The sequence below is a fragment of the Nitrobacter sp. 62-23 genome (genome assembly GCF_001897285.1).
Lineage (GTDB): Bacteria > Pseudomonadota > Alphaproteobacteria > Rhizobiales > Xanthobacteraceae > Nitrobacter.
Genome location: NZ_MKSM01000004.1, coordinates 1 through 25,420 on the forward strand (window position 1 = coordinate 1; position 25,420 = coordinate 25,420).

The following is a 25,420-nucleotide window of genomic DNA, read 5'->3' on the forward strand; positions in this document are numbered from 1 at the left end:
AGAAAACCACGGATGAGAAGATGGATGGTACCGAACTTAGCCTTCTTGGCGGCGTCCGCGGCGAGCGCGGCCCCCATCTCCGCCGGCGGCACTGTCTCGATTACAACGCTGGCGTTCGCATAATCTGCCATTGCGTTCCCCCCTGTTGATTTTTCCCGACCTCTTGGACGGTCCCGTTATCACGTAAATGCATATCAGATATCTGCATATCGTGCAACGGTAGGTCTATGCCGCGCCAACAGATTTCATCTTCGGGGCTCGGGCATCGGAGAGGCGCCGGCTGGGTGGCCGTGTGCGCGCAGCCGATCGCGAGCGACGCCAAATAAAAGCGCGTCGCTGCCGATCTTGCTTGCTCAGGGAGCGGGCGATTATTCCGGGAAAGTCTCGATCTGCTCGTTGAACCAGTCGAGATCTTTCTTCCAGCCGGCATTGTCCGGCGCGCGCATGACGACCCGCGTCATGGCGGCTTGCCCTTGCCGCAGCGCGCTCAGCGCATTGTCGCGGTCATTAGCTCGACGATACATCTCGGCGAGATGTCCCTGACTCACGGCAACGCTACGCTGCAAGTCGACGTTGCCGGGGTCGGCGAGCGACAGCCGCTCGAGAATCGCGAGTTCTTCGTTGAAGGATTTCAGCGCCTCGTCCGGTTTGCCCTGCGCTTCCAGCGCTTCGCCGATACGAGCGTAGGACACCGTCAGGTCACGCTGCCACACAACGTTGCTGGGATCGCTTCGCGCCAGCCGTTCTCTGATCGCAAGCGCGTTACGGTAGGATTTCAGCGCCTCGTCCACGTCGCCCTGTGCTTCCAGCACGTCGCCAATGCAATCGTGCGACACCGAAAGACTGCGCTGCCAGGCGGTGTTGCCGGGGTCGTTGCGTGCCAGTCGCTCTCTGATCGCAAGCGCATTGCGGAAGGACTGCAACGCTTCGGGCAGACTGCTCTGCGCCACCAGTACGTCGCCGACTTTCTCGTGGGACACCGACAGATCGCGCTGCCAGCCGGTGTTGCCGGGGTTGGATTGCGCCAGCCGCTCGGCGATCGCGAGCTGGTCGCGGAAGGCTTCCAGCGCGCCGGCCATGTTCTCCTGGGCCAATAGCACGTCGCCGATACGATCGTAGGATACCGCCAGGCCGCGTTGCCAGTCGAAATTATCGGGATCCGCGGTTGCCAGCCGCTGTCTGATCGTCAGCCCTTCATGGAAGGATTTCAAGGCATCGGGCAGGCTGCTCTGCGCTACCAGCACGTCGCCGATCTTGCCGTGAGACACCGACAGATCACGCAGCCAGCCGGCGTTGTCGGGCTCTGCGCGCGAGAGCTGCTGGGCGATCTCAAGTCCCTTGCGAAAAGATGTCAACGCGTCGGGCAGCTTGCCCTGCGCCACCAGCGCGTCGCCGATGCGATCATAAGAGCGCAACAGACTGCGCTGCCAGCCGGTGTTGTCGGGATGGGCCTTCGCCAGCCGCTCCTTGATCGTGAGGCCGCTCCGCAGCACCTCCAGCGCCTCGGGCAGCTTGTCTTGCGCCATGAGCACTTCGCCGACCCGATCGTAGGACAGCGTCCGGTCGCGCTGCCAGTCGTTATCATCGGTGTCGGCGGCGCGGGCCAGTTGCTCGGTGATCTCGAGCTGGCTGCGGAAGGCTTCGAGCGCCTCGTCCAGGTTGCCCTGCGCCATCAGCGCTTCGCCGACCTTCTCATGCGACAGCGACAGACCGACCTGCAGTTCGGCATTTCCGGGGTTCGCCTGCGCCAGCCGTTCGGTGACCGCGCGCTGGCTACGGAAGGATTCCAGCGCTTCGGTGAGTTTGCCTTGCACCGCCAGGACGTCGCCGATCTTCTCGTGCGACAGCGACAGATCGCGCTGCCGCTCGGTGTTTGCGGAATCGGCCTTCGCCAGCCGATCTCTGATCGCAAGCCCGTCGCGGTATGATTTCAGCGCGTCGGGCAGCTTGCCCTGCGCCACCAGCACGTCGCCGACGCGGTCGCGCGCAACAGACAGCGCGTGCTGCCAGCCCGCATTGTCGGCATCGGTGCGAAGCAACTGCTCGAACGCTCCCACGATTGCATTCAGGACGAGCAGACGGACATCGGGGGACACGTGCCGCTCAATCGCTTCGTCGAGATTGAAAAGGAAGCGCTCAGCCACATGCGCGCGGACGGAGTTGTCGGGATTGTCGAGCAACCGGCTGATCTCTTGCGCTGCGGCTGCCGGCGTGCCGGCCGCCGGCGCAATCGCGGCATCAGCAAGCGCGCGCGTAGCGCCTTGCAATTCCGCATTGCTCAACGATGGATCGCCATAGTATCGGGCGGCGCTTGCGGCGTCCTTGCCCGCCAGCAGGTGCACCATGGTTTCGGACGCGCGCAGAGGATCGTCCGGCGTCAGGGTCAGAAGATAGTCGGCGATCAACTGATGCAGTTGGGGATTGGAGAGACGCAGCCCCGCCAAGCGGGAGCGGGCGGCGGCCTGCGCCTGGGGATGGTTGAAATTCCACTGCGCGAGTGTGCCGTGCTGGTGAATCTGGCCGCGGAACAGCCGAAGCAGGGCGGCAAAACGCTTCTCGTCCCAGGGTTCGCCGCTGACCTGCGGCAGCAGTTGACGGAAGTCGCTATCCCGCCATCCCGACCGGCTCGCGGAGGTGAGGCCGATGAACGCCGACGTAAGCGTGGCGTCCAACGCTGTCGAAGCGCTGTCGAAGGTTGCGCGATAGAGGCGCGGAACGTCCGTCGGCATGCCTCCGACGGTGTCCATCATTGCATTTTGCAGGCGTTCGCCCGGATCACCGGAATATTCGCGCTGCATGTCGGCGAAATATTCGGTGTTGAGCAACTCAAGTTCCTCGAGGGCGAGCACCAGCCACAACGGATTGCCAAACGCGGCAGAACCCGCATGTTTTTTATCCAGCAGCGCATCGATCACCGCCGGCCCGATTTTGCTGCGGTGGCGCTTGATGAAGGTATCGATGATGCCACGCGCCTCGGTTGCGTCGAGCGGCGGCAGAGTCAACGATTCCACGCCCGAACGCTCGGCCAGCGCTTTGGAGGCGCCGCCGGCGATGCCGGTTGCGACAAGGCGCGTATTGATCGGCCATGGCCGAGGCAGCCAGGTCGTGAACTTCCCGCGCACGGTCTTGTTGAATCGGTCGATCGCGTCGATCAGAATAACGACGCGGCGCTGTAATGACATCCGCGCGAGCAGCGAGGCGAAAGCCCTCTCGACAATCTCGGGTTCGATATTCGCAGCGAGGTCAACGTCGCCGACCCCGAGCGCGCTGCCGAGTTCGCTGATCCAGCGGCGCAGCATGGCGTCGACCGATGAGGCTTGCGGAGTGGCGCCGGCGGCGTGCGCAAGCACAAAAGCGTCGGTCTCCCTGACGCGACGGAGAAGTTCGCCGAACAGCGCGCTCTTGCCCGAGCCCGGATCGCCGGTGATGCAGATGCCCCATGGCGGACCTTCTCTGGTTGGAGACAGCGCTTTCGCCGGAGAGGTGCAGAGTTCGGTGACGCGCGCGATAACCGGCTGCCTGCCGACGAAGTCGCGGGCGCGATCACTGGCAAAGGCTTCGAGCGAGTTGCGCTCCGCCTGCATGTCCTCGATCGTGCTGTTAACGGATACCGGACGCGATTGCGACATCGTAGGGGACCTCACTGAACAACTGATTTTATAGCATCGTCATCAAACTGGACAAATCCGGCAGCTTCGCCGTGTCATCAACCGGTCAAGGTCGAATCCACGCTGACACGCTGCGCGGTCGGCACGAAAGCCTCGATCGGCGGCCTCGTGAAGATCTTCCCATCGCCGCATTCGCACGGCCGCCCGGAACGCGCGTCGTTCAAAGCTGCGCCTGCCAGAGTGTTCAAGTTCCGACCACCAACACAGCTTGCAACCGAAGCCGTCATGGGTGCGCGCAATGATTGAAGCCTCTGGTTCTCTGGTTTAGAGCGCCGCGAAACGGTGCGGCTTGGGCGTGCAGGCCGTAACACGGGTGAAGGCCGAGCAAGACTTCTACGAGCTTTCCGAGTCAAGCACTATTTCACGGGCTACTTCATTCTCTTAACTCTTGCTTTTAACTCCCGGTTTTCGGTTCGACCCGGAAACCCTTGTCGTGCTCCGGCTACCAGTTGGGAAGCCCGCGCGACGAGGCTTGTCAAGGGCTGTCGCCGCTCTCGGTTAACCTCGCTCGCCGGATCGGGCCCGCACAGGTCGGCCGACATGCTGTTGTGGAGAGGTCCCGCGCAAGACCCTTCGCAGGTGTCATGGCAGCGGGTCGCCCGCCTGATGTACGGGCCTGCAACCATTGCGTCAACGTGCGGCGGTCCGGCAAATCGGCAATGCCGGGGCAATGGGAGGCAACAGGGTATGCCGGGTGTGGGCGGTGGAAGGGGGAAGCGAATCGACGCAGAACCGTTCGCAGACTAGTGGTCCGATTCTAACATTTGCATCCCGTTGCGGCAGGGCGTTCCTGCAAATGTTAGAATCAAAGGACTACTAGCAGCTATCAGGTTTCTAGTGGAGTTTTGAATTTGACATTCGCCTGACGGGTTTGCTGCAAAGTGGGTAGCGAATGTCAAATTCACTCCACTAGAACTCCCGCCCCCGCATTATCGCGGCGTCGAGCAGCTTCTCCGCGTTTTCGACAGCCTGCCTGAAGATTTCGGCTTCCTCCTCCAAAGACATTCCCGTCATCGTGGAGTTCTTCAGGTCGCGGATGCAGTTGTCGCGGAGCATCATCAGGGAATCTTCGTCAAGGAGCTGCCCACTGAGAACGTACTTGATGAGCTGGGCGGTGAAATTCTCAAACACGAGCGTGATCATGCCCGCCTGGGCTGCGCTGCGCGTTGCATTCTGGAGGATCTGTTTATCGTCCATCGCGTCGCTTCACATGTTTGCGCCGGAGAACAAGGAACTTGCTGTTCGGGTGGGGGCCCGTCGGAGCCATAGGCCCCGGCCGGCGACGGCATGAAGGGACAGGAGCGTGTATCATACAGACACGCGCAGTCTTCGCCCCTCCGTCAAAGTCGAAGTTAGCCTTTTCGAGTTCCTCCGGCCAGCAGCTTTTTGGCTGACCCGTCATGAATGCAGCTCATGCCTCGCGTTCTACGGACGGCAATCCCGGCTCGCACCGACCATGAGCCCGGCGTTCAATCGCGTTCCGGCACCATGCGGTTATCGCTTCGACATCGGGCTTCATCCGGATGGCCGATTCGCCGGCGAACGCCAGAAAGTCATCAAGGTTGTGTTCGGAGACGCCGATGATCAGCGGAATTTCGGCGATCAGGGCCTCGGCGATGACCGACCGCAACCCTCGGCCTTGCGCTTCTTCCTTGCCGAACTTGTTGATGACAACCAGATCGACATGTTCGAGCACCGCGCGCTCGATCCAGGCGTCGATGCGTGCGAATGCATCCTGGTCGAGGCGGCAGCCCCTCGCTTCGTTACCGCGATCCAGTGAGATCTTGACCTCGTCGCCGCCGAGCAGATCCTTCACATACATATCGCAACGGCGCCGGCCTTCCCGGTGCGGGTTGGACTGAACGACGCCGCCCAGGCGATAGCCCAGCGCGGCCAGCGCTGCGGCGCACTCGGCGATCAGCAAATCCCTAACGAGACCGTCCTCATGAGTGATGAGTCCGATCTGTCCGACGCCGGGTTCTGCATGCTCGGCGGACATCCGGGGCGCGTGCTGATGCCGCTCCGTCGTTTCCTTTTCGGGGTCTGTCATGATCTGCTCGATGGCATCGGTCCGCAGTGTCATTCAGTCTTCGGAGCACCGTTTCCGGCGCGGAGAAGCCGCGGGTGCTTTACGAAGCGGCACCGCAACCTCTTCCGCAGCGCACGCTGCTTCATCCAGCAACAGAACAGTCACAGAATGGAATAATTCTACGAGTGAAACCGACCTGACGCGGTCTGTCAAGGCAGCCGGTTCAAGGCGCCGAGAATGATCTGGCGCGAGATTGACCCGGCGTCCGGCGGCCAGTCCACTTGCCCGGCCGATAGCGGAATGGGAGTTTGCCGGTCCGCTATCACCATGAGCGAACCGGGGGTTTTTCCGTGAAAACAGCCATCACCGAATTGTTCGGCATCCGGCATCCGATCGTCCAGGGCGGCATGCATTACGTCGGCTTCGCGGAGCTCGCGTCCGCTGTCTCCAATGCGGGCGGTCTCGGCATCATCACCGGATTGACGCAGAAGACGCCGGAACTGCTGGCGAAAGAGATCGCGCGCTGCCGCGACATGACCGACAAGCCGTTCGGCGTGAATCTGACGTTTCTGCCCGCGTTTACCGCGCCGCCCTATCCCGAATACATCCAGGCGATCGTGGAGGGCGGCGTCGGGATCGTCGAGACGGCGGGCCGCAACCCTGAACAATACATGCCCGCGCTCAAGACGGCCGGCATCAAGGTGATCCACAAATGCACCGCGGTACGGCACGCATTGAAGGCGGAACAGATCGGTTGCGACGCGGTCAGCGTCGACGGCTTCGAGTGCGGCGGTCATCCCGGCGAGGATGATATCCCCAACATGATCCTGCTGCCGCGCGCCGCCGACGAACTCAGGATTCCGTTCGTGGCTTCCGGCGGCATGGCGGACGCGCGCAGCCTGGTCGCCGCGCTGGCGCTGGGCGCCTCGGGCATGAACATGGGTACGCGCTTCATCGCGACCAAGGAGGCGCCGGTGCATGACAACGTCAAGAAGGCGCTGGTCGCGGCCAGCGAACTCGATACCCGGCTGATCATGCGCGCGCTGCGCAACACCGAGCGCGTGCTCAACAACCGCAAGGTCGAGAGGCTGATGGAGATCGAACGGGAGAAAGGCGCGGACCTCAAGATCAACGACATCATCGAGGAGGTCGCCGGCATTTATCCGAAGGTCATGATCGAGGGCGACATGGATGCCGGCGCCTGGAGCTGCGGCATGACGGTGGGCCTGATCCACGATGTGCCGAGCTGCAAGGAGTTGATCGATCGCATCATCGCGGATGCCGAACGCATCATCCGCCAGCGGCTGACCGGGTTTCTGGAAGGCACTTTTCCATGAAACGGTGAAAGGCTTTAGACGAAGCCCGGAGCGTGATGAGGCTTCAGCCGCCGCGGCCGATATGCTTGTGGCGGATGCTGCGCACCACCGACCAGATCGACAGCGCGGCGACCGGAATGAAGGCCGCGGTCAGGTAGCCCGGCTCGATCCGGACCAGCCCGGACTCGTGGAGCGCCTTGGCGATATAGCCGAACAGGCTGACCACGTAATAAGTAATGGCCGCGACCGATAGCCCTTCGACGGTAGTCTGCAGGCGGAGCTGCATCCGGGTGCGGGCGTTCATCGATTTCAAGAGTTCCTGATTTTGCTGCTCGAGTTCGACGTCGACGCGCGTGCGCAGCAGGTTCGCCGTGCGCGACAGCTTGAGCGACAGGCTCTCCTGACGCGCCTCGGTCGTCACGCAGGTCCGCATCGCCGGTGCCATTCGCCGCGCCAGGAACGACGTCCACGTCGGCAGCCCGGCCACCTTGCGCTCGCCGATTGTCGTCAGCCGCTGCTGCACGATCTCGTAGTAGGCCCGGCTGGCGCCGAAACGGAAGACGCTCGCCGCCGCGCCGGCCTCGACTTCCGCGGCCAGCGCCGTCAGTTCGTCGAGCAGGTGGCGGTTGTCGGCGAGATTGCCGCTGTTGAGCATCTTGGCCGTCACTTCTGCGAGCCGCTGCTCGACCGCGCTGATCGAAGGCGCGAGCCGCTGCGCTTCGGGCAGGCCGAGCAGAGCGAGCGTGCGATAGGTCTCGATCTCGATCACGCGTTGCGCCAGCGCGCCGGCGCGATCCGGATTGAGTTTGCGGTCGACGATCAGAATTCTCACGAAGCCGGACGGATCGGGCTGGAAGTCGGTGGCGTAGATCGCCGCGCCGTCGCTGTTTTCAGCAAGCGCGAGGCTGTTGCGATCAAACAGCCGCTCCGGCGGCTGGACGGCGGGCCCGTCGGCCAGCACGTGCATGTCGATGGCGACAAGAAGCGGACCGGGTTGCGGAACGAGCTGCATCGGGGCGGCGAGTGCCGCGGCTGCTGGATGAAACGGAATTCCGTCAGGCTGGGAGGGCATTTCCCAGGTATAGGTCGTGAATTCGGAATGCTGCTCCCATCGCAGCACGGTGGTGCCGAACGCGACCCGATAGTGCCGTTCGGCGAAGGTCGGCACCGGCAGGCCGCGCGCCGAACAGAACGCCGCGAGATGGTCGCGGTCGGCCTGGGCTCGCTCGCCGGCCGTCTCAAATGCGAAATGCAGGATACGGGCGGGAACGGACAATGCCGTGAACGGCCGCGCATGCAGTTCGCCCAGGATAGCGGTCCGCAGCGGATGCGGCGTCAGCCGGGCGGCGTCTGCGTCCCCAATCGAGACTTCCGCGGTCATGCGATCCTTTCCGGAGATCTTGTGGCGGCGTGGCGATGAAAGCGCGCAACGACGCTTTATCGCGCAACCTACGTGATAAGCCGATAACGGTTGCCGATCAACGGCGGCATGGGCCCGGCGGAAACGCTGCTCTCAATAATGCGGCGGCGGCTCGTTGGCGGGGGCGGGACGCGCGGCTTCGGCCTCCCGCACGCGCTCACTGAGTTCGGCGACCTGCCGCAAAAGCGCGTCGATCTGCTTCCATTGCGCGGTGACCGTCTGGTTCAGCGCCTCGATGGTCTCGTCCTGATAGGTCAGGCGCATCTCCAGCGCGTCGACGCGATCAGCCAGGGTCCGGTCAGTCATCGCGGGGCTCTCCGTGCACGACCGGGCCCGTGCGGGTCTTTTCCTTCAGCCCCTGGCCGAGCGCCACTCGCTCGTCGAACACGAAGCATTCGCCCCGCCAGCGGCTTTGGCTTTCGGGGATGGCCTCGAGGTATTTCAGGATGCCGCCCTTGAGGTGATAGACGTCCTCAAAGCCGCGCGACAGCAGGTAGGCGCTCGCCTTTTCGCAGCGAATGCCGCCGGTGCAGAACATTGCGATCCTGCGGTGGCGGTGCGGATCGAGCTTTTGCGCGACGAAATCCTTGAACTGCCCGAACCGCGCAAGCTGCGGATCGATCGCGCCTTCGAAGGTGCCCATCGCCACCTCGAAGGCATTGCGGGTATCGATGAGAAGCGTGCCGGGCGCGGCGATCAGATCGTTCCAGTCCTTCGGCTCGACATAGATGCCGACCGCGCGGGTCGGATCGGCAGCGGGATCGCCGAGCGTCACGATTTCTTTCTTCAGCCGGACCTTGAGCCGCGCGAACGGCATCACCGATGCCTGCGAGAATTTCAGTTCGAGATTGTCGAGCCGGCCGGAGAACAGCGGACCCGATTGTAGCTCTGCCACCAACGCATCGATGGCGTCGGGCGGGCCGGCGACGGTGCCGTTGATGCCTTCTTCGGCGAGCAGGATCGAACCCTTGACGGAAAGCCCGGCGCAAATCACGCGCAAGGGTTCGCGCAACTCGCGGAAATCCGGCAATGACGTAAATTGATAGAGAGCGGCGACCCTGAGCATGACGCGGGTTTAGCAGTCCGCGCCGCGTCGCGAAACCCGTGGATGACAGGTGCGTGGATCGGTGATGGCGCCAAAAGAGGACCGGCTGGAAGGCCGGTCCTCTGTTTAAACGGCAACGTTCAGATCAAAGATTTTTGTTTGCCGCGTCCGCCGCCTTGTTGACGGATTCCTTGGCCGCTTCCTTGGCCTCGCCGACCGCTTTCTGGCCCTTGCCTTTGATTTCCTGCAGTGCGCCTTCGCCCTGCATCTTGTCGGAGCCGATAGCTTCGCCGACGCCCTGCTTGGCCTTGCCGATTGCCTCGTTGGCCGTTCCCTTGATCTTGTCGGTAGCGGAACCCATAAGTCCTCTCCTTTTACGTTGGGCTTCGACAACGCTGTGAGCTTCGGAGGGTTCCGGGGTGCTGATCGGCGCTCGGCAGTCCGTTTAAGGAAAGTTCCAGAAGATCCATGAGCGGGTCGCGTAAGCAACCCACTCATGATGATTGTCTCGGACGAAATGAGGTTTGATCGTCACCGACGAAGCAGACCCCCATTGCATCCGGCCTATAGCGTTTTCAAGCGAAGCGGATGCCGGTTCGCGTAAAGAAAACGCGTTAAACAAGAGCTAGAGCCCGGCTTTGATTCGATCAAAGCCGGAATAGCTCTAGGCGGCCCTGACCGTTGCCAGGAAGTTGTCGACCTCCAGCTTGAGACGGTCGGTATTGCTGGCAAGGGACTTTGCCGCCGCCAGCGCCTGCGTGGAAGCGCCGCCTGTCGCGGAGGCCCCGTTGCTGACCTCGATGATGTTGGAAGACACTTCCGAGGTCCCCGCCGCAGCCTGCTGGACGTTACGGGAGATCTCCTGAGTCGCAGAGGCCTGTTCCTCGACCGCCGAGGCGATCGTCGCGGAAATCTCCGCGATCCTGCCGATGACGACGCCGATCTCCTTCACGTTGACGACGGAGTCGTCTGTCGCCGACTGGATGCTCGCGATCTGCTGGCCGATTTCGGCGGTGGCCTTGGCGGTCTGCTCGGCCAATGCCTTCACCTCGGACGCCACCACCGCGAAGCCGCGGCCGGCTTCGCCTGCGCGAGCGGCCTCGATCGTCGCATTGAGCGCCAGCAGGTTGGTCTGGCTCGCGATCGTGTTGATGAGTTCGATCACGTCTCCGATCTTGGTCGACGCCTGCGACAGCGAGGTGATCCGCTGGTCGGCGCTGTGGGCCTTTTGCGCCGCTTCGCTTGCGATCCTCGACGCCTCCTGGACCTGCCGGCTGATTTCATTGACGGACGCCGCCATCTCCTCGCTGGCGGATGCCACGGACTGAACGTTGACCGTCGCTTCCTCGGAGGCCGCGGCGACGGCGGAGGAGAGCTGGTGGGTCTGCTCGGCCGTCCGGGTCAGGGCGGTCGCCGAACCTTCTAGCTGGTTGGCTGCCGATGAGACCGTCTGGATCACTTCGCCGACCGCCGCCTCGAAACTGTCGGCCAGCCTGTGCATGTCCGCCTTGCGCTGCTCGGCGGCAATCTGATCCTGCTTCATCTTGGCCTCCGCTTCGTCGCGCGCCTTCTGCTCGGCCTTGACCTTGAAGGTCTCGACCGCGCGCGCCATGTCGCCCATCTCATCCTTGCGATCGAGTCCGGGCAGGACCACCGAGAAGTTGCCGTTCGCGAGTTCGCCCATTGCTCCCGTCAGCGCCGACAACGGCCGCAGGATCCGCGAGAACGCAATCCAGAAGCTGACCAGCGCGAGCGCGATACAGCCGAGCAGGATCAATCCCGAGATGACCAGTTTGGACGTGCTGTTCGCAGCTTGCGTCGCGGCTTCCTGGTCGGCTGCTTCACCGACCGCTTCGGCGAGACGCAGAATGGAATTGATCGCGGTGGTCGCCCGCGCAACATAGTCGTTGCCGCTGATCGTGTACTCGCCGCTTTCTGCTGTCGCGAGTACGCTGTCGCGCGTTTGCCCATAGGTCTGGAAATAATCGTTCTCGACGCCCGTGATCGCATCCGCCACCTTCTTCGGCAGGTCGGTGCGCATCCGGAGCGGCGAGATCGTTTCCCATGCCAATTCGACATTTCCGCGGTAGCGGGCGATGGTCCGGAGGCCGGTTATGTTGATTTTGGCGTGGGAGCCAACCATTCCTCCGAGGAATGCGCGCTCCCGTCCGGCGTTCTCGGCCATCTGCGCGGTCAAATTACGAATGTTGACCATTTGCGCCAGCGCCGCAGTCGGCGGGCGGTTCAGCGTTTCCATCGTCAGGCGCAACCTGTTGCCGGAGACGTCGATCAGCTTGGTGATTGTCGGTGAAAAACTCTCGACGACCTCCGGATTCCGCTCCGATCCCCGCTTGGGAAGGTTCTCGTCGAGCCTCATGCGGAAGCCGACGAACCCCTGGAACGTGCTCTCGGCTTCCGAGATCTGCGCTTCTGCCGATTTCATCGACGGAAGCCCGTGCAGCAGTTGAGCGGCTTCCTTAAACGCATGATCGGCGGTTTGCCGCGTGCTGGTGATCCGGGGGCGAAGTTCGGCGGGCAGGGCGTCGGGCGATTTCAGAGGCGCGTTCGTCAGCCCGCGCTCGACCGCCCATTGCCCTGCGCTTTTCAACAGCAGTTGCGAGATGTAATTCACTTCCAGAAATGCCTGGGACTTCTGTCGTTGTTCGTAGGCCTGGTAGGCCGCAATTCCGGCGGAAAGGGCGCCTATCAGGACGAGCGCCGAGACGATTGCGGGAAGAGTAACGCTTATCTTCGCCTTCATTTTTGGATTCCTTCCAATGCAGGTGAATTCTCACTGATCCATAGGTCTATTGGTCCACAGCTTTGAGGGGACGCGAATTAGCCTCCGATCTTTTGACGGTTCGGCTTACGGACGCTTCTTTGATGTTTGATGCGCGCGGCGACAAAGCCCGCAGTGCCTGCGCGGTTCGCGTTGAAACCTAAGCCCGCGGTATCTTTGAACAGGCCTGATTAAAATTTTACCAATCTTCGAGCAGGCAAACTCCTCGCGACCCCGGCTTCCCGACGCCGGCCAGACTATTGCGAACGGTAAATGATCGTGCCCAATCACCGCCGATCCTGTGCGTCGCTGAGTTGAGGAGATCGTCGAAGGGGCGGTACGGCGCGTTCGTCAAGCGGCGCTATGGGCGCGCACGGTGATGATGCGTTTCTTCCATTCCCGGATGATCGCGCGAGGCGTTGACAAAGCCGGGGCGGATGACCGATGCCGTGCTTGCCGATCTGCTGTTGCGCGGCAAAAACAGGTGGGTTGAAGTTCGCGATTCGCGAACGCGAATCACGGTGTGGTCTTCGGCGCGTTCAAAACGGTCGCCGTCTTTCGTCCGTCGCGTTGCCTCGCTTGATCTTGTGACTGGCGGCACCATCCCGCTGTTGCAAATCGCGTTTTTGGGATTCTTGCGCTATCATGCGGTTTGCAGGTTGACCTCAAATTACAAAATTTCGCTTAATTTTCAATTGTGAAACCATGAAATGAAACTCGCTTTTGCCTTTATACGGGTATTTCCTCTTAATGGGTGTAAGGTCATTGCCTGTAGCGATACCGGGTCGACCCACCGCGGATGATCCGAACAAGAGGACATTGCGATGAGTTTTCGCCGTGACGTGATCTCCAAGCTGATCTTCTCCTGGGCGCGCCGCGTGCTGCCGTCGATGTCGGATACCGAGCGCGAGGCGCTGGAGGCCGGCGACGTCTGGTGGGACGCCGACCTGTTCACCGGCAATCCTGACTGGGCGAAACTGCTGGCGACCGCGCCGGCGACCTTGACGGCGGAGGAAGAAGCGTTCCTCAACGGCCCGGTGGACGAGCTTTGCGCCATGCTCGACGACTGGAAGATCAACTGGACGTGGCGCGACTTGCCTCCCGAGGTCTGGACTTTCATCAAGCAGAAAAAATTCTTCGGCATGATCATCCCGACCGAGTATGGCGGGCTCGGTTTCTCGCCCTATGCGCATTCGGAAGTGGTGCGCAAGATCTCGTCGCGCTCACTTACCGCCGCGGTCACGGTGATGGTGCCGAATTCGCTCGGACCCGGCGAATTGCTGATGCGCTTCGGCACCAGGGACCAGCAGCAAAAATGGTTGCCGCGCCTGGCCGACGGTCATGAAATTCCGTGCTTCGGCCTGACCAGCCCGGAAGCCGGCTCCGATGCCGCCTCGATGGTCGACACCGGCATCATCTGCAAGGGCACCTTCGAGGGCCGCGAGGTGACCGGGCTCAGGCTCAACTGGCACAAGCGCTATATCACGCTCGGTCCGGTGGCGACGCTGCTGGGGCTCGCCTTCAAGGCCTATGATCCGGATCATCTGGTCGGCTCCCAGGAAGACCTCGGCATCACCGTGGCGCTGATCCCGACCGATTTGCCGGGCGTGTCGATCGGCCGTCGCCATCTCCCGGCGATGCAGGTGTTCCAGAACGGCCCGAACTGGGGCAAGGACGTCTTCATTCCGCTCGACTACGTCATCGGCGGAAAGGAGCGTCTCGGTCAGGGCTGGAAGATGCTGATGACGGCGCTGGCCGCCGGACGCGGCATCTCGCTGCCCTCGCTGTCGGCGGCAGGCGCGGCCTTCGCGGCGCGCACCACCGGCGCCTATGCCCGCGTCCGCGAGCAGTTTGGTATCCCCATCGGCAAGTTCGAGGGCATCGAGGAGCCGCTGGCCCGCATCGCCAGCACAGCCTATCTGATCGACGCGGCGCGACGGCTGACTTGCGCCGCGCTCAACGAGGGGCATCATCCAGCCGTCATTTCCGGCATCATGAAACTGCACGCCACGGAGCGGTTGCGCATCGTGATCGATGACGCCATGGACATCCACGGCGGCAAGGCCGTGATCGATGGCCCGCAAAACTACCTTGGCAATCTCTATCGCGGGGTGCCGGTCTCGATCACGGTGGAGGGCGCCAACATCCTGACGCGCAACCTCATCATTTTCGGGCAGGGCGCGGTCCGCGCGCATCCCTACCTGTTGCGGGAGATGAATGCGCTCGGCGACACCGACAAGGCCAGGGGCCTCGACACCTTCGACAAGGCGTTCTGGGCTCATGTCGTCCACAGCATAACCAACCTGTTCCGCGCCTGGGGCCGAAGCTGGAGCTGGGGGGCGTTCGCGCCTGCACCGGAGGATGCAGGTCCGGTGACGGACTTCTACCGTCAGCTTTCGCGCTATGCGTCGGCCTTTGCATTGTGCGCGGACATGGCGCTGCTGACGCTCGGCGGCAAGCTGAAGCGCAAGGAGATGCTGTCGGCGCGCTTCGGCGACATTCTCTCTGAACTGTATCTGCTGTCGGCCGTGCTCAAGCGCTGGCACGACGAGGGCCGGCAGGAGATCGATCTCCCGGCGGTGCAATGGTGCATGGCGACCGGTTTCCGCACCATCGAGCAGCGGTTTGCCGACATTCTGGCTAACCTGCCGAACCGCGTCGTCGCGATCATGCTCAAAATCATGATCCAGCCGATGGGCGCGCGTGGGCGCGGTCCGAGCGACAAGGTCGTGCATGCCTGCGCTCAACTCGTGCTGGAGCCGTCCGTCGCGCGCGACCGCCTGACGCCGGATCTTTCGCAGGTGGATGACGACAATAGCGTGGCGCGGCTGGAAAAGGCGTTTCTGCTGGTGACCGCCGCGGAGGACGTGTTCCGGCGGATGCGCGCGGCGCACCTGCACGATACGGACGCGGCGATCAAGCAGGGCGTCATCACCCCGGTCGAAGCCGAGCAATACAAGGCGGCGCACGAGGCGGTGCTCCGCGTGATCGAGGTTGATGACTTCGCGCCGGAAGCGCTGTCGCCGCTCAAGAAGGCCATCGGCATGCAGATCGTGCAGGAACGGAGTGAATCGAGGGCGGCAGGCTGATGGCGCGTCCGGTCTATATCATCGATGGCAGCCGAACCCCTTTTCTCAAAGCGCGCGGCGGCCCGGGGCCGTTCACGCCGGTCGATCTGGCGGTGCAGTGCGGACGGCCGCTGCTGGCGCGCCAGCCGTTCGCGCCCGACGCGTTCGATCAGGTCATTCTGGGTTGCGTCAACGTCATCGCCGATGAGATGAATCCGGCCCGCGTCGCCGCGCTGCGGCTCGGCATGGGCGAGGCGATGGTGGCGTTCACGGTTCAGATCAACTGCGGCTCCGGCATGCAGTCGATGGACACCGGTTATCGCTATATCCGCGACGGTAACGCCAACATGATCCTGACGGGGGGTGCTGAGGCTTTAAGCCATGCGCCGCTGGTCTGGCCGCAGCAGGGCGTGCGCTGGTTCGCAGGCGTCGCCGGTGCCAAGGGCATTGTTGAGAAGATCAAGGCGATCGCGAAAGCGCGGCCGCCCGACTTCAAGCCGATCATCGGCCTCGAGCGCGGGCTGACCGACCCGATCACCGAACTCAACATGGGCCAGACCGCCGAGGTGGTCGGCCATCTGTTCGGCATCACCCGCGAACAGTCCGACGCCTACGCGGTCGAAAGCCACAAGCGGCTGGCGAAGGCGCAGGCCGAAGGCTGGCTCAAGGGCGAAGTGGAAACGGCGTTCGCGCACGACGGAAAGTTCTTCGATCACGACGACGGCGTGCGTCCGGATTCCTCGATGGAGACGCTGGCGAAGCTAAAACCGGTGTTCGAGCGGCCGTGGGGCCAGGTCACCGCCGGTAATTCGTCGCAGATCACCGATGGCGCGTGCTGGACCATTCTCGCATCAGAGGATGCCGTTATCAAACACGGCCTCAAGCCGAAGGCGATGATCCTCGACAGCCAGTGGTCGGCGCTGGATCCTTCGATCATGGGGCTTGGCCCGGTGCTGTCGGCGACGGAGCTGTTGAAGCGCAACAAGCTGGCGCTGCCTGACGTCGAGACATGGGAGCTCAATGAGGCCTTCGCCACGCAGGTGCTCGGCTGTCTCGCCGCATGGGAAGACGAGAAATTCTGCCGCGAGGTGCTCGGCCTCGACGGCGCGGCCGGCGCGATCGACCGCGCCAGGCTCAACGTCGACGGTGGCGCGATCAGCCTCGGTCATCCCGTCGGCACCTCGGGCAATCGCATCGTGCTGCATCTCGTCAATGCCATGAAGCGGCTCGGCACCAGGCGCGGCGTCGCCACCGAATGCATCGGCGGTGGGCAGGGCGGCGCCATGCTGATCGAGACGGTGTGAATATGATGCGAGGAAACACGCTATTGACTGCAAAACACGCCCCCTACACTGCCCGACTCCCTCTCGCCGCCGGGGTCGAGACAAGCCAAGCTCGCTCTGAGAGGGGTGGGATGAGGGGGGATCGTGCGCTGGTTGAGGGTCGCATCTGGCGATGCGATCCGACCTCTCCCTATGGGAGAGATGACCGACACGCCGGTTGCTGCTGAGAGGGCGTCATGGATTCGAAAGTACTGGACGTTCTCAAGGATCGCGTGCTGGAGCTTGGACCGAAACCCGATGCGGACGGTCCCTATCGTAACTTCAAACTGACGCGCGATGCCGATGGCGTGGCGTGGGTGTTGTTCGACCGCGCCGGTTCCAGCGCCAACACGCTGGCCGCGGACGTGATGGAGGAGTTCGGCGCGATCGTGAGCGTGCTGGAAGGCCATCCACCCGCCGGCATCGTGATCCGCTCGGCGAAGCCGTCCGGCTTCATCGCCGGCGCCGACGTCAACGAATTCCGCGGCGCCGCCGATCCGACCGATGTCGAAACCGCCATCGGCCGCGCCCACGCGATTATCGACCGGCTGGAGGCGCTGAAGGTGCCGAGCGTTGCCGTGATCCACGGCTTCTGCCTTGGCGGGGGACTTGAGGTGGCGCTGGCGTGCCGGACGCGGATCGCGATCGACAACGCTCGGTTCGGCTTTCCGGAAGTGATGCTCGGTTTGCATCCCGGCCTCGGCGGCACAGTACGCTTCACCAGGCTGGTCAATCCGATGCAGGCGATGACGCTGATGCTGACCGGCAAGACCATCGATGCGCGCAAAGCGAAATCGCTGGGGCTTGTCGATGCCGTGACGCAAGAGCGCCATGTCCGCAAGGCGGTGAAGGATGTGATCGGCGGTCAGCTGAGGCATTCCCGATCGGGCGCACTCAATCGGCTGCTCAACCTCGGACCGGTGCGGGGCTTTCTCGCCCCGCGGATGCGCAAGGAAGTGGAGAAGGCGGCGCCGCAAGAGCACTATCCGGCTCCCTATGCGCTGATCGATCTCTGGGAGAAGCACGGCGGCAGCAAGGCAGGGATGCTGGCGGCCGAGAAGCGGTCCTTCGCCAGCTTGATGGTGACATCGACGGCGCAGAACCTGATCCGGGTGTTCTTCCTGCGCGAGCAGATGAAAAAACTTGCCGGCGGCGACAATGTCGTGAAGCACCTGCACGTCATCGGCGCCGGCGCCATGGGCGGCGACATCGCAGCCTGGTGTGCGCATCAGGACATCCGCGTGACGCTCGCAGACATGAAGCCGGAGCCGATCGCCGGCGCGATCAAGCGCGCCGCGGTCCTCTACGGCAAGATCATGCGCAAGCGCACCGACATTCGCGACGCACACGACCGCCTGATGCCCGACCTCGAGGGCGAGGGCGTGCGCAATGCCGATCTCATCATCGAGGCGGTTCCGGAAAAACTCGAACTCAAGCAGAAGGTCTATGCCGGGATCGAGCCGAAAATGAAGCCGGGCGCGATCCTCGCCACCAACACCTCGAGCATTCCGCTGCAGGAGCTGCGGACCACGCTGCAGCATCCGGGGCGGCTGGTCGGCGTGCATTTTTTCAATCCGGTGTCGCGGCTGCAACTGGTCGAGGTGGTCAGCCACGATGCCGCCGACCCGCAGGTGTTGAAAGAAGCAATGGCGTTCGTCGGCGCGATCGACCGGCTGCCGCTGCCGGTGAAGAGTTCGCCGGGTTTTCTCGTCAACCGCGCGCTGACGCCGTATATGCTCGAAGCCATGCTGATGCTGGATGAGAACATCGACAAGACCGTGATCGACGCGGCCGCGGAAAAATTCGGTATGCCGATGGGGCCGATCGAACTCGCCGACCAGGTCGGGCTGGATATCTGTCTCGCCGTCGGCGACGAGCTGCGCGCGAAGCTCGGCGATTTGCTGCCGCCTCCGCCGGAGTGGCTCCGTGAGAAGGTCGCGAAGGGCGAGCTTGGCCGCAAGACCGGTCAGGGTTTTTACATATGGCGCGACGGCAAGGCCGAAAAGGGCACCGCGAGCAGGTCGCAGATCACGCCGGAAATGATCGATCGTTTGGTGCTGCCGATGTCGAATGTTTGCGTCGCGTGTTTGCGCGAAGGCATCGTCGATGATCCCGACCTGGTCGACGGCGCGATGATCTTCGGCACCGGCTACGCGCCGTTCCGCGGCGGGCCGCTGAATTATGCGCGCAGCCGCGGCCCCGAGAACGTCGCCGCCAACCTGCGTGAGCTTGCGCAGAAATTCGGCGTTCGCTTTGCGCCGGATGCCGGCTGGGATACCTTCAAATAATGATGGCAATGTTGACGGGCCGCGATCGTTTCACCTCTCGCCCACGGGGAGAGATCGGGTTTGGCGCGAAGCGCCAAATCCGGACGAGGGGGATCGAATCTCTCGACAAGCTAAGTCTCCCTCTCAGAGCGAGCCTGGCTCGTCTCGCCCCCGGCGGGGAGAGCGAGGATGTTTCCGTTGCTACAAGGCGAACGATCCCATGACCGACGCAACAGCCATTCACGCCCCGGCGATCGATGAGACCACGCCGCTTGGCGAACTCTGCACGCGCACGCTGGCCATGCCTGCGGACACCAACCAGAACGGCGATATTTTCGGCGGCTGGCTGCTCAGCCAGATGGATATCGGTGGTGGCATCTTCGCGTCCAAGCTCGCGAAGTCGCGCACCGTTACAGTTGCCATCGACGCCATGAATTTCCGCAAGCCGGTCTTCGTTGGCGATCTCGTCTCCGTCCACGCCACGCTGGTCCGCATCGGCAGGACCTCGATCACCGTACACCTGGAAGCCTGGGTCATGCGGCGCAAGGAGATGCAGTTCATCCTCGTCACCGACGGCAAGTTTACCTATGTCGCGATCGACGATCAGGGCCATCCGCGCGAGGTCCCGCAGGCCGGCGTGCAAATTCCGGCGTAGCCGACCATTCCCTTTCTGATCTGACGGCGTTGCGTCTTACCAGCTCGCCACCTCCTCCGAGCGATTGATACCGCAAGCCATCCGCAACCCGCTGATCCGGCCGGCGCCATCCTCGACCGATTCTAGTTGCGAATGTCAGAACCATGTCCATATCCTGTTAGTACGACAGGGAACGTTTCCCGCCATTGCCCGTTATCGGCGCGGCCTTCTCGGCCGGAAAAATGCGAGTGGGACATGTCGAAGACCTACATCATCGAAGTCGGTTCGGAATCCGCGGGCATCGTTGTGCGCGATCGCGCCGGGTTCCGGTTCTTTTCGGCCTCACGGCGGTTCAGCTCACTGGACGGAAAGCTATTCCGCAGCGCCCGCGACGCGGAACGTGCTGCAAAGCAGCGCGCGCAGAAATCCTCGTGTCCGGATTTCGTAAAATCGCTTCGCCGGGCTTTGCCGAGATTTCCATTCTGACGTCGATTTGCCCCCCCGGGTCGACTTCGGAACATCACCGCGACATGGTAGCGTTACGAGTTGGTGGCGCGACATGGTGTTTTGGCGCCAATATGGTTTAAGGCGGGGGATGTGTCCGTGGGCCAGGTTTTCGACCTCGCTATCATCGGCGGCGGTGTCAACGGGTGCGGAATCGCACGGGATGCCGCGGGGCGCGGCAATTCGGTGTTCCTGTGCGAAATGAACGATCTCGCCAGCGGCACGTCTTCGGCGTCGACCAAGCTGGTGCATGGCGGGCTGCGCTACCTCGAATATTACGAATTCCATCTGGTTCGCGAGGCGCTGATCGAGCGTGAAATCCTGTGGCGGATCGCGCCGCATATTGTCCGTCCGCTGCGCTTTGTGCTGCCGCATCACGCGGGCCTGCGGCCGACATGGATGCTGCGGCTTGGCCTGTTTTTGTACGATCATATCGGCGGGCGGAAGCTGCTGCCGCCGACGCGTTCGGTCGATCTCGCGCGCGACGAGGTCGGCAAGCCGCTGGTCGCCGGTCGTTACCGCAAGGGTTTTGAATATTCCGACTGCTTTGTCGATGACGCCCGCCTCGTCGTCCTCACCGCGCGCGATGCGGCCGACCGCGGCGCCGACATCCGGACGCGGACCCGTGCGGTCGAGACCCGTCAGGCCGACGGCCTGTGGCACGTCACGGTCGAGGACGCGCTGAGCGGCGAGCGCAGCACCGTCGCGGCGCGGGTGCTGGTCAATGCGGGTGGCCCTTGGGTCGAACAGGTGCTGACCCTGGGCGCGGGCGTGAATGCGCGCGCCCACGTGCGGCTGGTGCAGGGGTCGCATATCGTGGTCGGAAAGCTCTACGATCACGACCGCGCCTACATCTTCCAGAACAGCGACGCCCGGATCGTGTTCGCGATTCCCTATCAGGATGACTTCACGCTGATCGGCACCACCGATCGTGACTACGAGGGCGATCCGGCCAGGGTGAAGGCCTCAAACGATGAAATCGCCTATCTTTGCGCCTCCGTCAGCGAATATCTGGCCAAGCCGGTGACACCGCAGGACGTGGTCTGGAGTTATGCCGGGGTTCGACCGCTCTACGACGACGGCTCGAGCGAAGCCAAGGCCGCGACCCGCGAATACGCGTTCGAACTCGATACGCCGTGCGGCGTTCCACTGCTGTCGGTCTATGGCGGCAAGATCACGACCTATCGCCGGCTTGCCGAGGAAGCGCTGGAGAAGCTGTCACCCTATCTGAAAGGCACGAAGGCGCGCGAGGGCTGGACCGCAAAGGCGCCGCTGCCCGGCGGCGACATGGAGGTGTCGGCAATCGGGGCGCTGACGGCGGAGCTGATGCGCGCCTATCCTTTCCTCGCGCCCGCGCACGCCAATCGTCTTGCGCACGCCTACGGCAGCCGCGCGGCCCTGACGTTGGGCGCGGCGACATCCATGGCCGATCTCGGGCGTGACTTCGGCGCGACGCTGACGGAGAGCGAGGTCCGCTATCTTATGGCGGACGAATGGGCCTGTACCGCAGCCGATATTGTCTGGCGTCGCTCCAAGCTGGGCCTGCGGATGTCGCCGGCGGAGGTCGCAGCGCTCGACGACTGGCTTGCCGCCCAGCGCACACAGAGCGGCCGGAGTCGGCAGGACGCAGGAATGCGGTCGTGAGCGCCGCCCGCCTTTTCTGCGATAGCTGCCCGACCGGATCTTACTTCACGCCCATGAAATCCCGCTTGCCGATCTCGATGCCGTTATGGCGCAGGATGTCGTAGGCGGTCGTCGCGTGGAAATAGAAATTCGGCAGGGCGAACTGGCTGAGATATTGCTGGCCCTTCAGCGTCATCGTTTTGTCCGGGCCTGCCGGAAAGGTGACGTCGCGACCGTCTGCGCCCTCGAATTTGGCTGGCGCAATACCATTCACGTAATCCATCGCTTTGGCGACGCGTTGCTGCAAATCGTCAAATGTTTTCTCCGTGTCGGGCGTGCTGGGCACCTCCGAACCGGATAGTCGCGCGGAGGTCTTCACGGCGAAATCGCAGGCGATCTGGATCTGGCGCGTCAGCGGCAGCATATCCGGATAGAGCCGCGCGGTCAGCAGGGCCTCGGGCGCGATCTTTCGCGCGCTCGCATGAGCTTCGGCCTTTTTCAGAATTTCGGAGAGGGCGCCGAGCGTCTGCAGGAAGGCGGGAGCGGCGGAATCGTAAAATGACATGGGGATGCCTTTGGTTTCTCTGTTTGATGTCAAGTGATGTGCGTAACAGCGAAATGTGCCGCCGTCTGCAGATGGGAAGCCTTGTTCCATACCGCAACCTTCCCGCAAAGGTCATTTCGATCGCATGATCCGCGCCGCCTTCACTGCTGAGAAACGCGTTGTCGAGCCTACTTTGGTCGAAGCCGTGTTCACTACCATGTTAGTTCACAAGCCAGCCGGGCCGCCGCTACGCTTCATCATCCGCGAGGATCAGCTTTGCGGAGAATTCGAGTTGAACGTCAAGCCGAGACTTCACCAGGCGTGGTGCGGTTGTCGATTGGTCGTAGGATCTCTTAGGGAGCGCAACTTGAACAGCGATGAAAAGGTCGTCTACGACGACAAGGCTCGCCACATGGCCGAGCAGATGGTGATAGCCGAGCAGCGCCAGATCGCCCAGCGTCTCCGGGAAGACTGCGACTGCAAGGACGGAATGTTTCCGCGTCGCATGATCTCAAGCCGGCGCGGCTTCTTGGTCGCGGCGGGATCACTCGTCGGCGCAGCCGGTGCTGCCACGCTCGCCCATGCCGAGACGGCGAAAGCGCCGCCCGGTGCCGAGTTTTTCACTGTGCCGGACGATCCGACGAAAGAGCAGGGACGCCCGGTCGCGGATCAAAGCTATGGAACGCGGTCTCAGTTCGAGACAGAAGTCCGCGTGCGCTATCCGACGCCCAACGCGAACACCTCCTGGAGTCTTACTCCGCTCGACAAGGGACTGGGCAACATCACGCCGTCAGGACTTCATTTCGAGCGGCATCACGGCGGGATCCCGACGATCGATCCTGCCCGGCACAACTTGCTGATCCACGGCATGGTGGGTCGGCCGATGACGTTCTCGATGGCCGACATCAAGCGGCTGCCTTCGGTGACGCGCAAGCATTTCATCGAGTGCTCCGGCAACGGCCTGACGGAGTGGAACAAGCCGACGATGAAGACCGTGCAGGGAACGCACGGGCTGCTCAGCACGTCCGAATGGACCGGCGTTCAGTTCGCGACGTTCGCGCGCGAGACCGGATTGAAGGAAGGTGCAGCCTGGGTGCTGGCGGAAGGCGCCGACGCCGCGGTCATGACGCGCAGCATTCCGATGGAGAAAATGCTGAAGGACGCACTCATCGTCTACGGGCAAAACGGTGAAGCGATCCGCCCCGAACAGGGTTATCCCCTGCGGCTTCTGCTTCCAGGCTATGAGGGAAACACTCACATCAAATGGCTGCGGAGGCTGCAGGTCAGCGACAAGCCGTTCATGACGCGCGAGGAGACGTCCAAGTACACTGATCTCCTCGGAGACGGCAAGGCGCGCATCTTCACGCTCGACATGGATGCGAAGTCGGTCATCACGTTTCCGTCCGGCGACATGAAACTGCCGGGTCCGGGATTCTACAACATAACGGGCCTTGCATGGACAGGGCGCGGGCGGGTCCAGTCCGTCGATGTCTCGCTCGATTCAGGAACGACATGGTATCCGGCGCGCCTGGAATCGCTTCCCGAGCCGATGTGCACGGTGCGTTTCAGCTTTCCATGGATGTGGGACGGCAAGGCTGCGGTGCTGCAGAGCCGCTGCATCGACGAGACCGGTTATGTCCAGCCCACTCTCAAGCAACTGATCGCGATCCGCGGTGACAACGGGCCATTCGGTTCGGTCTATCACCTCAACGCGATCCAGAGCTGGGCCGTCAGCGAGGCGGGAGATGTGACCAATGTCCATGCGTAGGAAATATCTCGCTCTTGCGATCGGCATTTGCCTGTTCTCCGGCGGCGCGAGCGCCCAATCGAGGATCGATCACTTCGGATTCGGTCGGGATGCGACAGCGGATGAGATGGCCAGGTATTTCGCGATCTCGCCGTCGGGCGCGGGACTTCCCCCGGGGAGCGGCACGGCAAAAGCAGGCGCGGCCATTTTTGCCAATACCTGTGCCGCCTGCCATGGCGACAAGCTGCAGGGTAATCCGGCCAAGGGCATAGGCGGTGATCGTCTGATTGGCGGCCGGGGCACGCTCGCAAGCAAGTCGCCGGTGAAGACCGTCGAAAGCTATTGGCCATACTCAACGACGCTGTTCGATTACATCAAGCGCGCGATGCCGTTCAATGCGCCCGGTTCGCTCAAGGACGACGACGTGTATGCGCTGGTCGCCTACATCCTGTCGGAAGCCAAGATCATCAAACCGAATGAGACCATGGATGCGAAGACCTTGCCGAAGGTAGAGATGCCCAACAGGGACGGCTTTGTCCCCGACCCCCGGCCCGAGCTTCAACTCTACAGATGAACTCATTGGTCGATGGACCGGCCACTTCGCTCCGTGGCCAGACGAGCAATACCGTCTCGGGTGATTCTGGGCGCGCTGGGCGACAAACTACTTCTGTTCACGCCGACCAGTGCGAATCCGGAAAGCCAAATCTAGGCGTCTTCGGCATTTCGCATCCGCGCAACGGAATTTATTTACTGGTTTCAGGCGCAGCTAAACCAAGCGCGGCTCGTTGCGAAATGGCTCTATCGATCAGTTGACGGACAATCTTCGTCCCGCCCAGTATCGTGATACGATTCATAAACTCCAAGGGCCCCAGATCTGCAAACAGCTTGCCAAAGACTTCATCAGCGAAGCTGCTTGATATAAGGGTTACATCGGACAAGTCGATCTTTATATGAGCGCTTGTCGTTCTAACCAAATTTTCAACTTTTTGCCGAACAGGCTTCGCGGCGGGCCTTGAACCAAAAAAATTACTCTCCTTTGCCAAAATCAACAGATGATTTTCATCCTCTGAGATTCTTTCGGCTACTGAATAGGGGCTATAGCGTTCCCCTCGAAAGGTAAGCGCTTCCGACAATAGCTCTGTGTCCGATACTTTGATAGAACAAACAATCAATGTTCCAGCAAACGGTACCGCTTCCTGCGAGACATGCAGCCCACCTTTTTGAGCAAAGGTTAGTGATGCAAAGCCAGAATAAATGTGAAAAGAGCCTCCTGAGAGTTGAGCTAGTCGATAACTTCCAAATAGCCCGTTACCCATGTTTGTTGTTTGATTTCGTGTAACCCCTTCTCTGATTGCGCGGTCGAGAGCCTCTAGGGTCCGTACTCAATAAGGATTCCCACGAGCGGGGCTATGTGATTCAAGCTTTCCATGATCTGGGGGCTTGGATGGCGAAGC

At 62.4% G+C, this 25,420-nt stretch carries 20 protein-coding genes; 10 read left to right on the forward strand and 10 right to left on the reverse strand.

The annotated features are described in order from the left end of the window. Positions 1–368: 368 nt before the first annotated feature. The 3 genes from BGO16_RS00590 to BGO16_RS00600 all read right to left on the reverse strand — a co-directional run bounded on the left by BGO16_RS00590 (position 369) and on the right by BGO16_RS00600 (position 5,751). The gene (locus tag BGO16_RS00590; protein WP_292616194.1) at positions 369–3,629 is read right to left on the reverse strand and encodes an ATP-binding protein; all 3,261 of its coding nucleotides are present in this window, start codon (positions 3,627–3,629) and stop codon (positions 369–371) included. 948 nt (positions 3,630–4,577) lie between these two features. Then, complete coding sequence (locus BGO16_RS00595) at positions 4,578–4,865, reverse strand: hypothetical protein (RefSeq protein ID WP_292616196.1); 288 nt, start codon at positions 4,863–4,865, stop codon at positions 4,578–4,580. Positions 4,866–5,079: 214 nt separating this feature from the next. Next, positions 5,080–5,751 (reverse strand): DUF2478 domain-containing protein, encoded by a 672-nt coding sequence (locus BGO16_RS00600; protein ID WP_292616198.1) that lies wholly within the window; start codon positions 5,749–5,751, stop codon positions 5,080–5,082. Positions 5,752–6,047: 296 nt separating this feature from the next. Here BGO16_RS00600 and BGO16_RS00605 point away from each other — a divergent pair, with 296 nt between their 5' ends. Beyond that, the gene (locus BGO16_RS00605; protein ID WP_292616200.1) at positions 6,048–7,034 is read left to right on the forward strand and encodes a nitronate monooxygenase family protein; all 987 of its coding nucleotides are present in this window, start codon (positions 6,048–6,050) and stop codon (positions 7,032–7,034) included. Positions 7,035–7,077: 43 nt separating this feature from the next. Here the strand turns inward: BGO16_RS00605 and BGO16_RS00610 are convergent, their stop codons facing one another. The 5 genes from BGO16_RS00610 to BGO16_RS00630 form a co-directional block, all read right to left on the reverse strand. Then, a complete protein-coding gene (locus BGO16_RS00610; RefSeq protein ID WP_292616202.1) occupies positions 7,078–8,394 on the reverse strand; it encodes a DUF3422 domain-containing protein in 1,317 nt (438 codons plus the stop codon). A gap of 132 nt (positions 8,395–8,526) precedes the next feature. Next, on the reverse strand, positions 8,527–8,739 hold the full coding sequence (locus BGO16_RS00615; RefSeq protein ID WP_292616204.1) for a SlyX family protein: 213 nt from the start codon (positions 8,737–8,739) through the stop codon (positions 8,527–8,529). After that, positions 8,732–9,499 (reverse strand): rhodanese-related sulfurtransferase, encoded by a 768-nt coding sequence (locus BGO16_RS00620; RefSeq protein ID WP_292616206.1) that lies wholly within the window; start codon positions 9,497–9,499, stop codon positions 8,732–8,734. The genes BGO16_RS00615 and BGO16_RS00620 overlap by 8 nt, the downstream gene beginning before the upstream one ends. A 124-nt stretch (positions 9,500–9,623) precedes the next feature. After that, positions 9,624–9,839 (reverse strand): CsbD family protein, encoded by a 216-nt coding sequence (locus BGO16_RS00625; RefSeq protein ID WP_292616208.1) that lies wholly within the window; start codon positions 9,837–9,839, stop codon positions 9,624–9,626. 303 nt (positions 9,840–10,142) lie between these two features. After that, a complete protein-coding gene (locus BGO16_RS00630; protein WP_292616210.1) occupies positions 10,143–12,239 on the reverse strand; it encodes a methyl-accepting chemotaxis protein in 2,097 nt (698 codons plus the stop codon). A 455-nt stretch (positions 12,240–12,694) separates the two neighbouring features. On the opposite strand from BGO16_RS00630, the gene BGO16_RS00635 reads away from it, so the two are divergent. The 7 genes from BGO16_RS00635 (at position 12,695) to glpD (ending at position 21,696) form a co-directional block, all read left to right on the forward strand. Next, entirely contained in the window at positions 12,695–12,958 is a 264-nt protein-coding gene (locus BGO16_RS00635; protein WP_292616211.1) for a hypothetical protein, read from the forward strand. A 123-nt stretch (positions 12,959–13,081) separates the two neighbouring features. Then, the gene (locus tag BGO16_RS00640) at positions 13,082–15,346 is read left to right on the forward strand and encodes an acyl-CoA dehydrogenase (protein ID WP_292616213.1); all 2,265 of its coding nucleotides are present in this window, start codon (positions 13,082–13,084) and stop codon (positions 15,344–15,346) included. Beyond that, positions 15,346–16,629 carry an acetyl-CoA C-acetyltransferase gene (locus BGO16_RS00645; protein ID WP_292616215.1) on the forward strand — a complete coding sequence of 428 codons (1,284 nt, stop codon included), beginning with the start codon at positions 15,346–15,348 and terminating at the stop codon, positions 16,627–16,629. Before BGO16_RS00640 ends, BGO16_RS00645 begins: the two co-directional genes overlap by 1 nt. A 215-nt stretch (positions 16,630–16,844) precedes the next feature. Further along, entirely contained in the window at positions 16,845–18,935 is a 2,091-nt protein-coding gene (locus tag BGO16_RS00650) for a 3-hydroxyacyl-CoA dehydrogenase NAD-binding domain-containing protein (RefSeq protein WP_292616217.1), read from the forward strand. A 199-nt stretch (positions 18,936–19,134) separates the two neighbouring features. Then, positions 19,135–19,569 carry an acyl-CoA thioesterase gene (locus BGO16_RS00655; RefSeq protein WP_292616219.1) on the forward strand — a complete coding sequence of 145 codons (435 nt, stop codon included), beginning with the start codon at positions 19,135–19,137 and terminating at the stop codon, positions 19,567–19,569. A 234-nt stretch (positions 19,570–19,803) separates the two neighbouring features. Then, entirely contained in the window at positions 19,804–20,034 is a 231-nt protein-coding gene (locus BGO16_RS00660; protein WP_292616221.1) for a hypothetical protein, read from the forward strand. Between the two features lie 117 nt (positions 20,035–20,151). Continuing rightward, on the forward strand, positions 20,152–21,696 hold the full coding sequence (glpD, locus tag BGO16_RS00665) for a glycerol-3-phosphate dehydrogenase (RefSeq protein ID WP_292616223.1): 1,545 nt from the start codon (positions 20,152–20,154) through the stop codon (positions 21,694–21,696). A gap of 40 nt (positions 21,697–21,736) precedes the next feature. Here glpD and BGO16_RS00670 read toward each other — a convergent pair whose 3' ends face one another. Next, positions 21,737–22,240, reverse strand: coding sequence for a DUF1993 domain-containing protein (locus tag BGO16_RS00670; protein WP_292616224.1), 504 nt, complete (start codon positions 22,238–22,240; stop codon positions 21,737–21,739). Between the two features lie 469 nt (positions 22,241–22,709). On the opposite strand from BGO16_RS00670, the gene soxC reads away from it, so the two are divergent. Both soxC and BGO16_RS00680 read left to right on the forward strand, forming a co-directional pair. Beyond that, positions 22,710–23,987: a sulfite dehydrogenase gene (soxC, locus tag BGO16_RS00675; protein WP_292616230.1), complete on the forward strand. Its 1,278-nt coding sequence runs from the start codon at positions 22,710–22,712 to the stop codon at positions 23,985–23,987. Further along, on the forward strand, positions 23,974–24,540 hold the full coding sequence (locus BGO16_RS00680) for a cytochrome c (RefSeq protein ID WP_292616226.1): 567 nt from the start codon (positions 23,974–23,976) through the stop codon (positions 24,538–24,540). The genes soxC and BGO16_RS00680 overlap by 14 nt, the downstream gene beginning before the upstream one ends. A gap of 169 nt (positions 24,541–24,709) precedes the next feature. Here the strand turns inward: BGO16_RS00680 and BGO16_RS00685 are convergent, their stop codons facing one another. After that, entirely contained in the window at positions 24,710–25,282 is a 573-nt protein-coding gene (locus BGO16_RS00685) for an STAS-like domain-containing protein (protein ID WP_292616228.1), read from the reverse strand. Positions 25,283–25,420 lie beyond the last annotated feature (138 nt).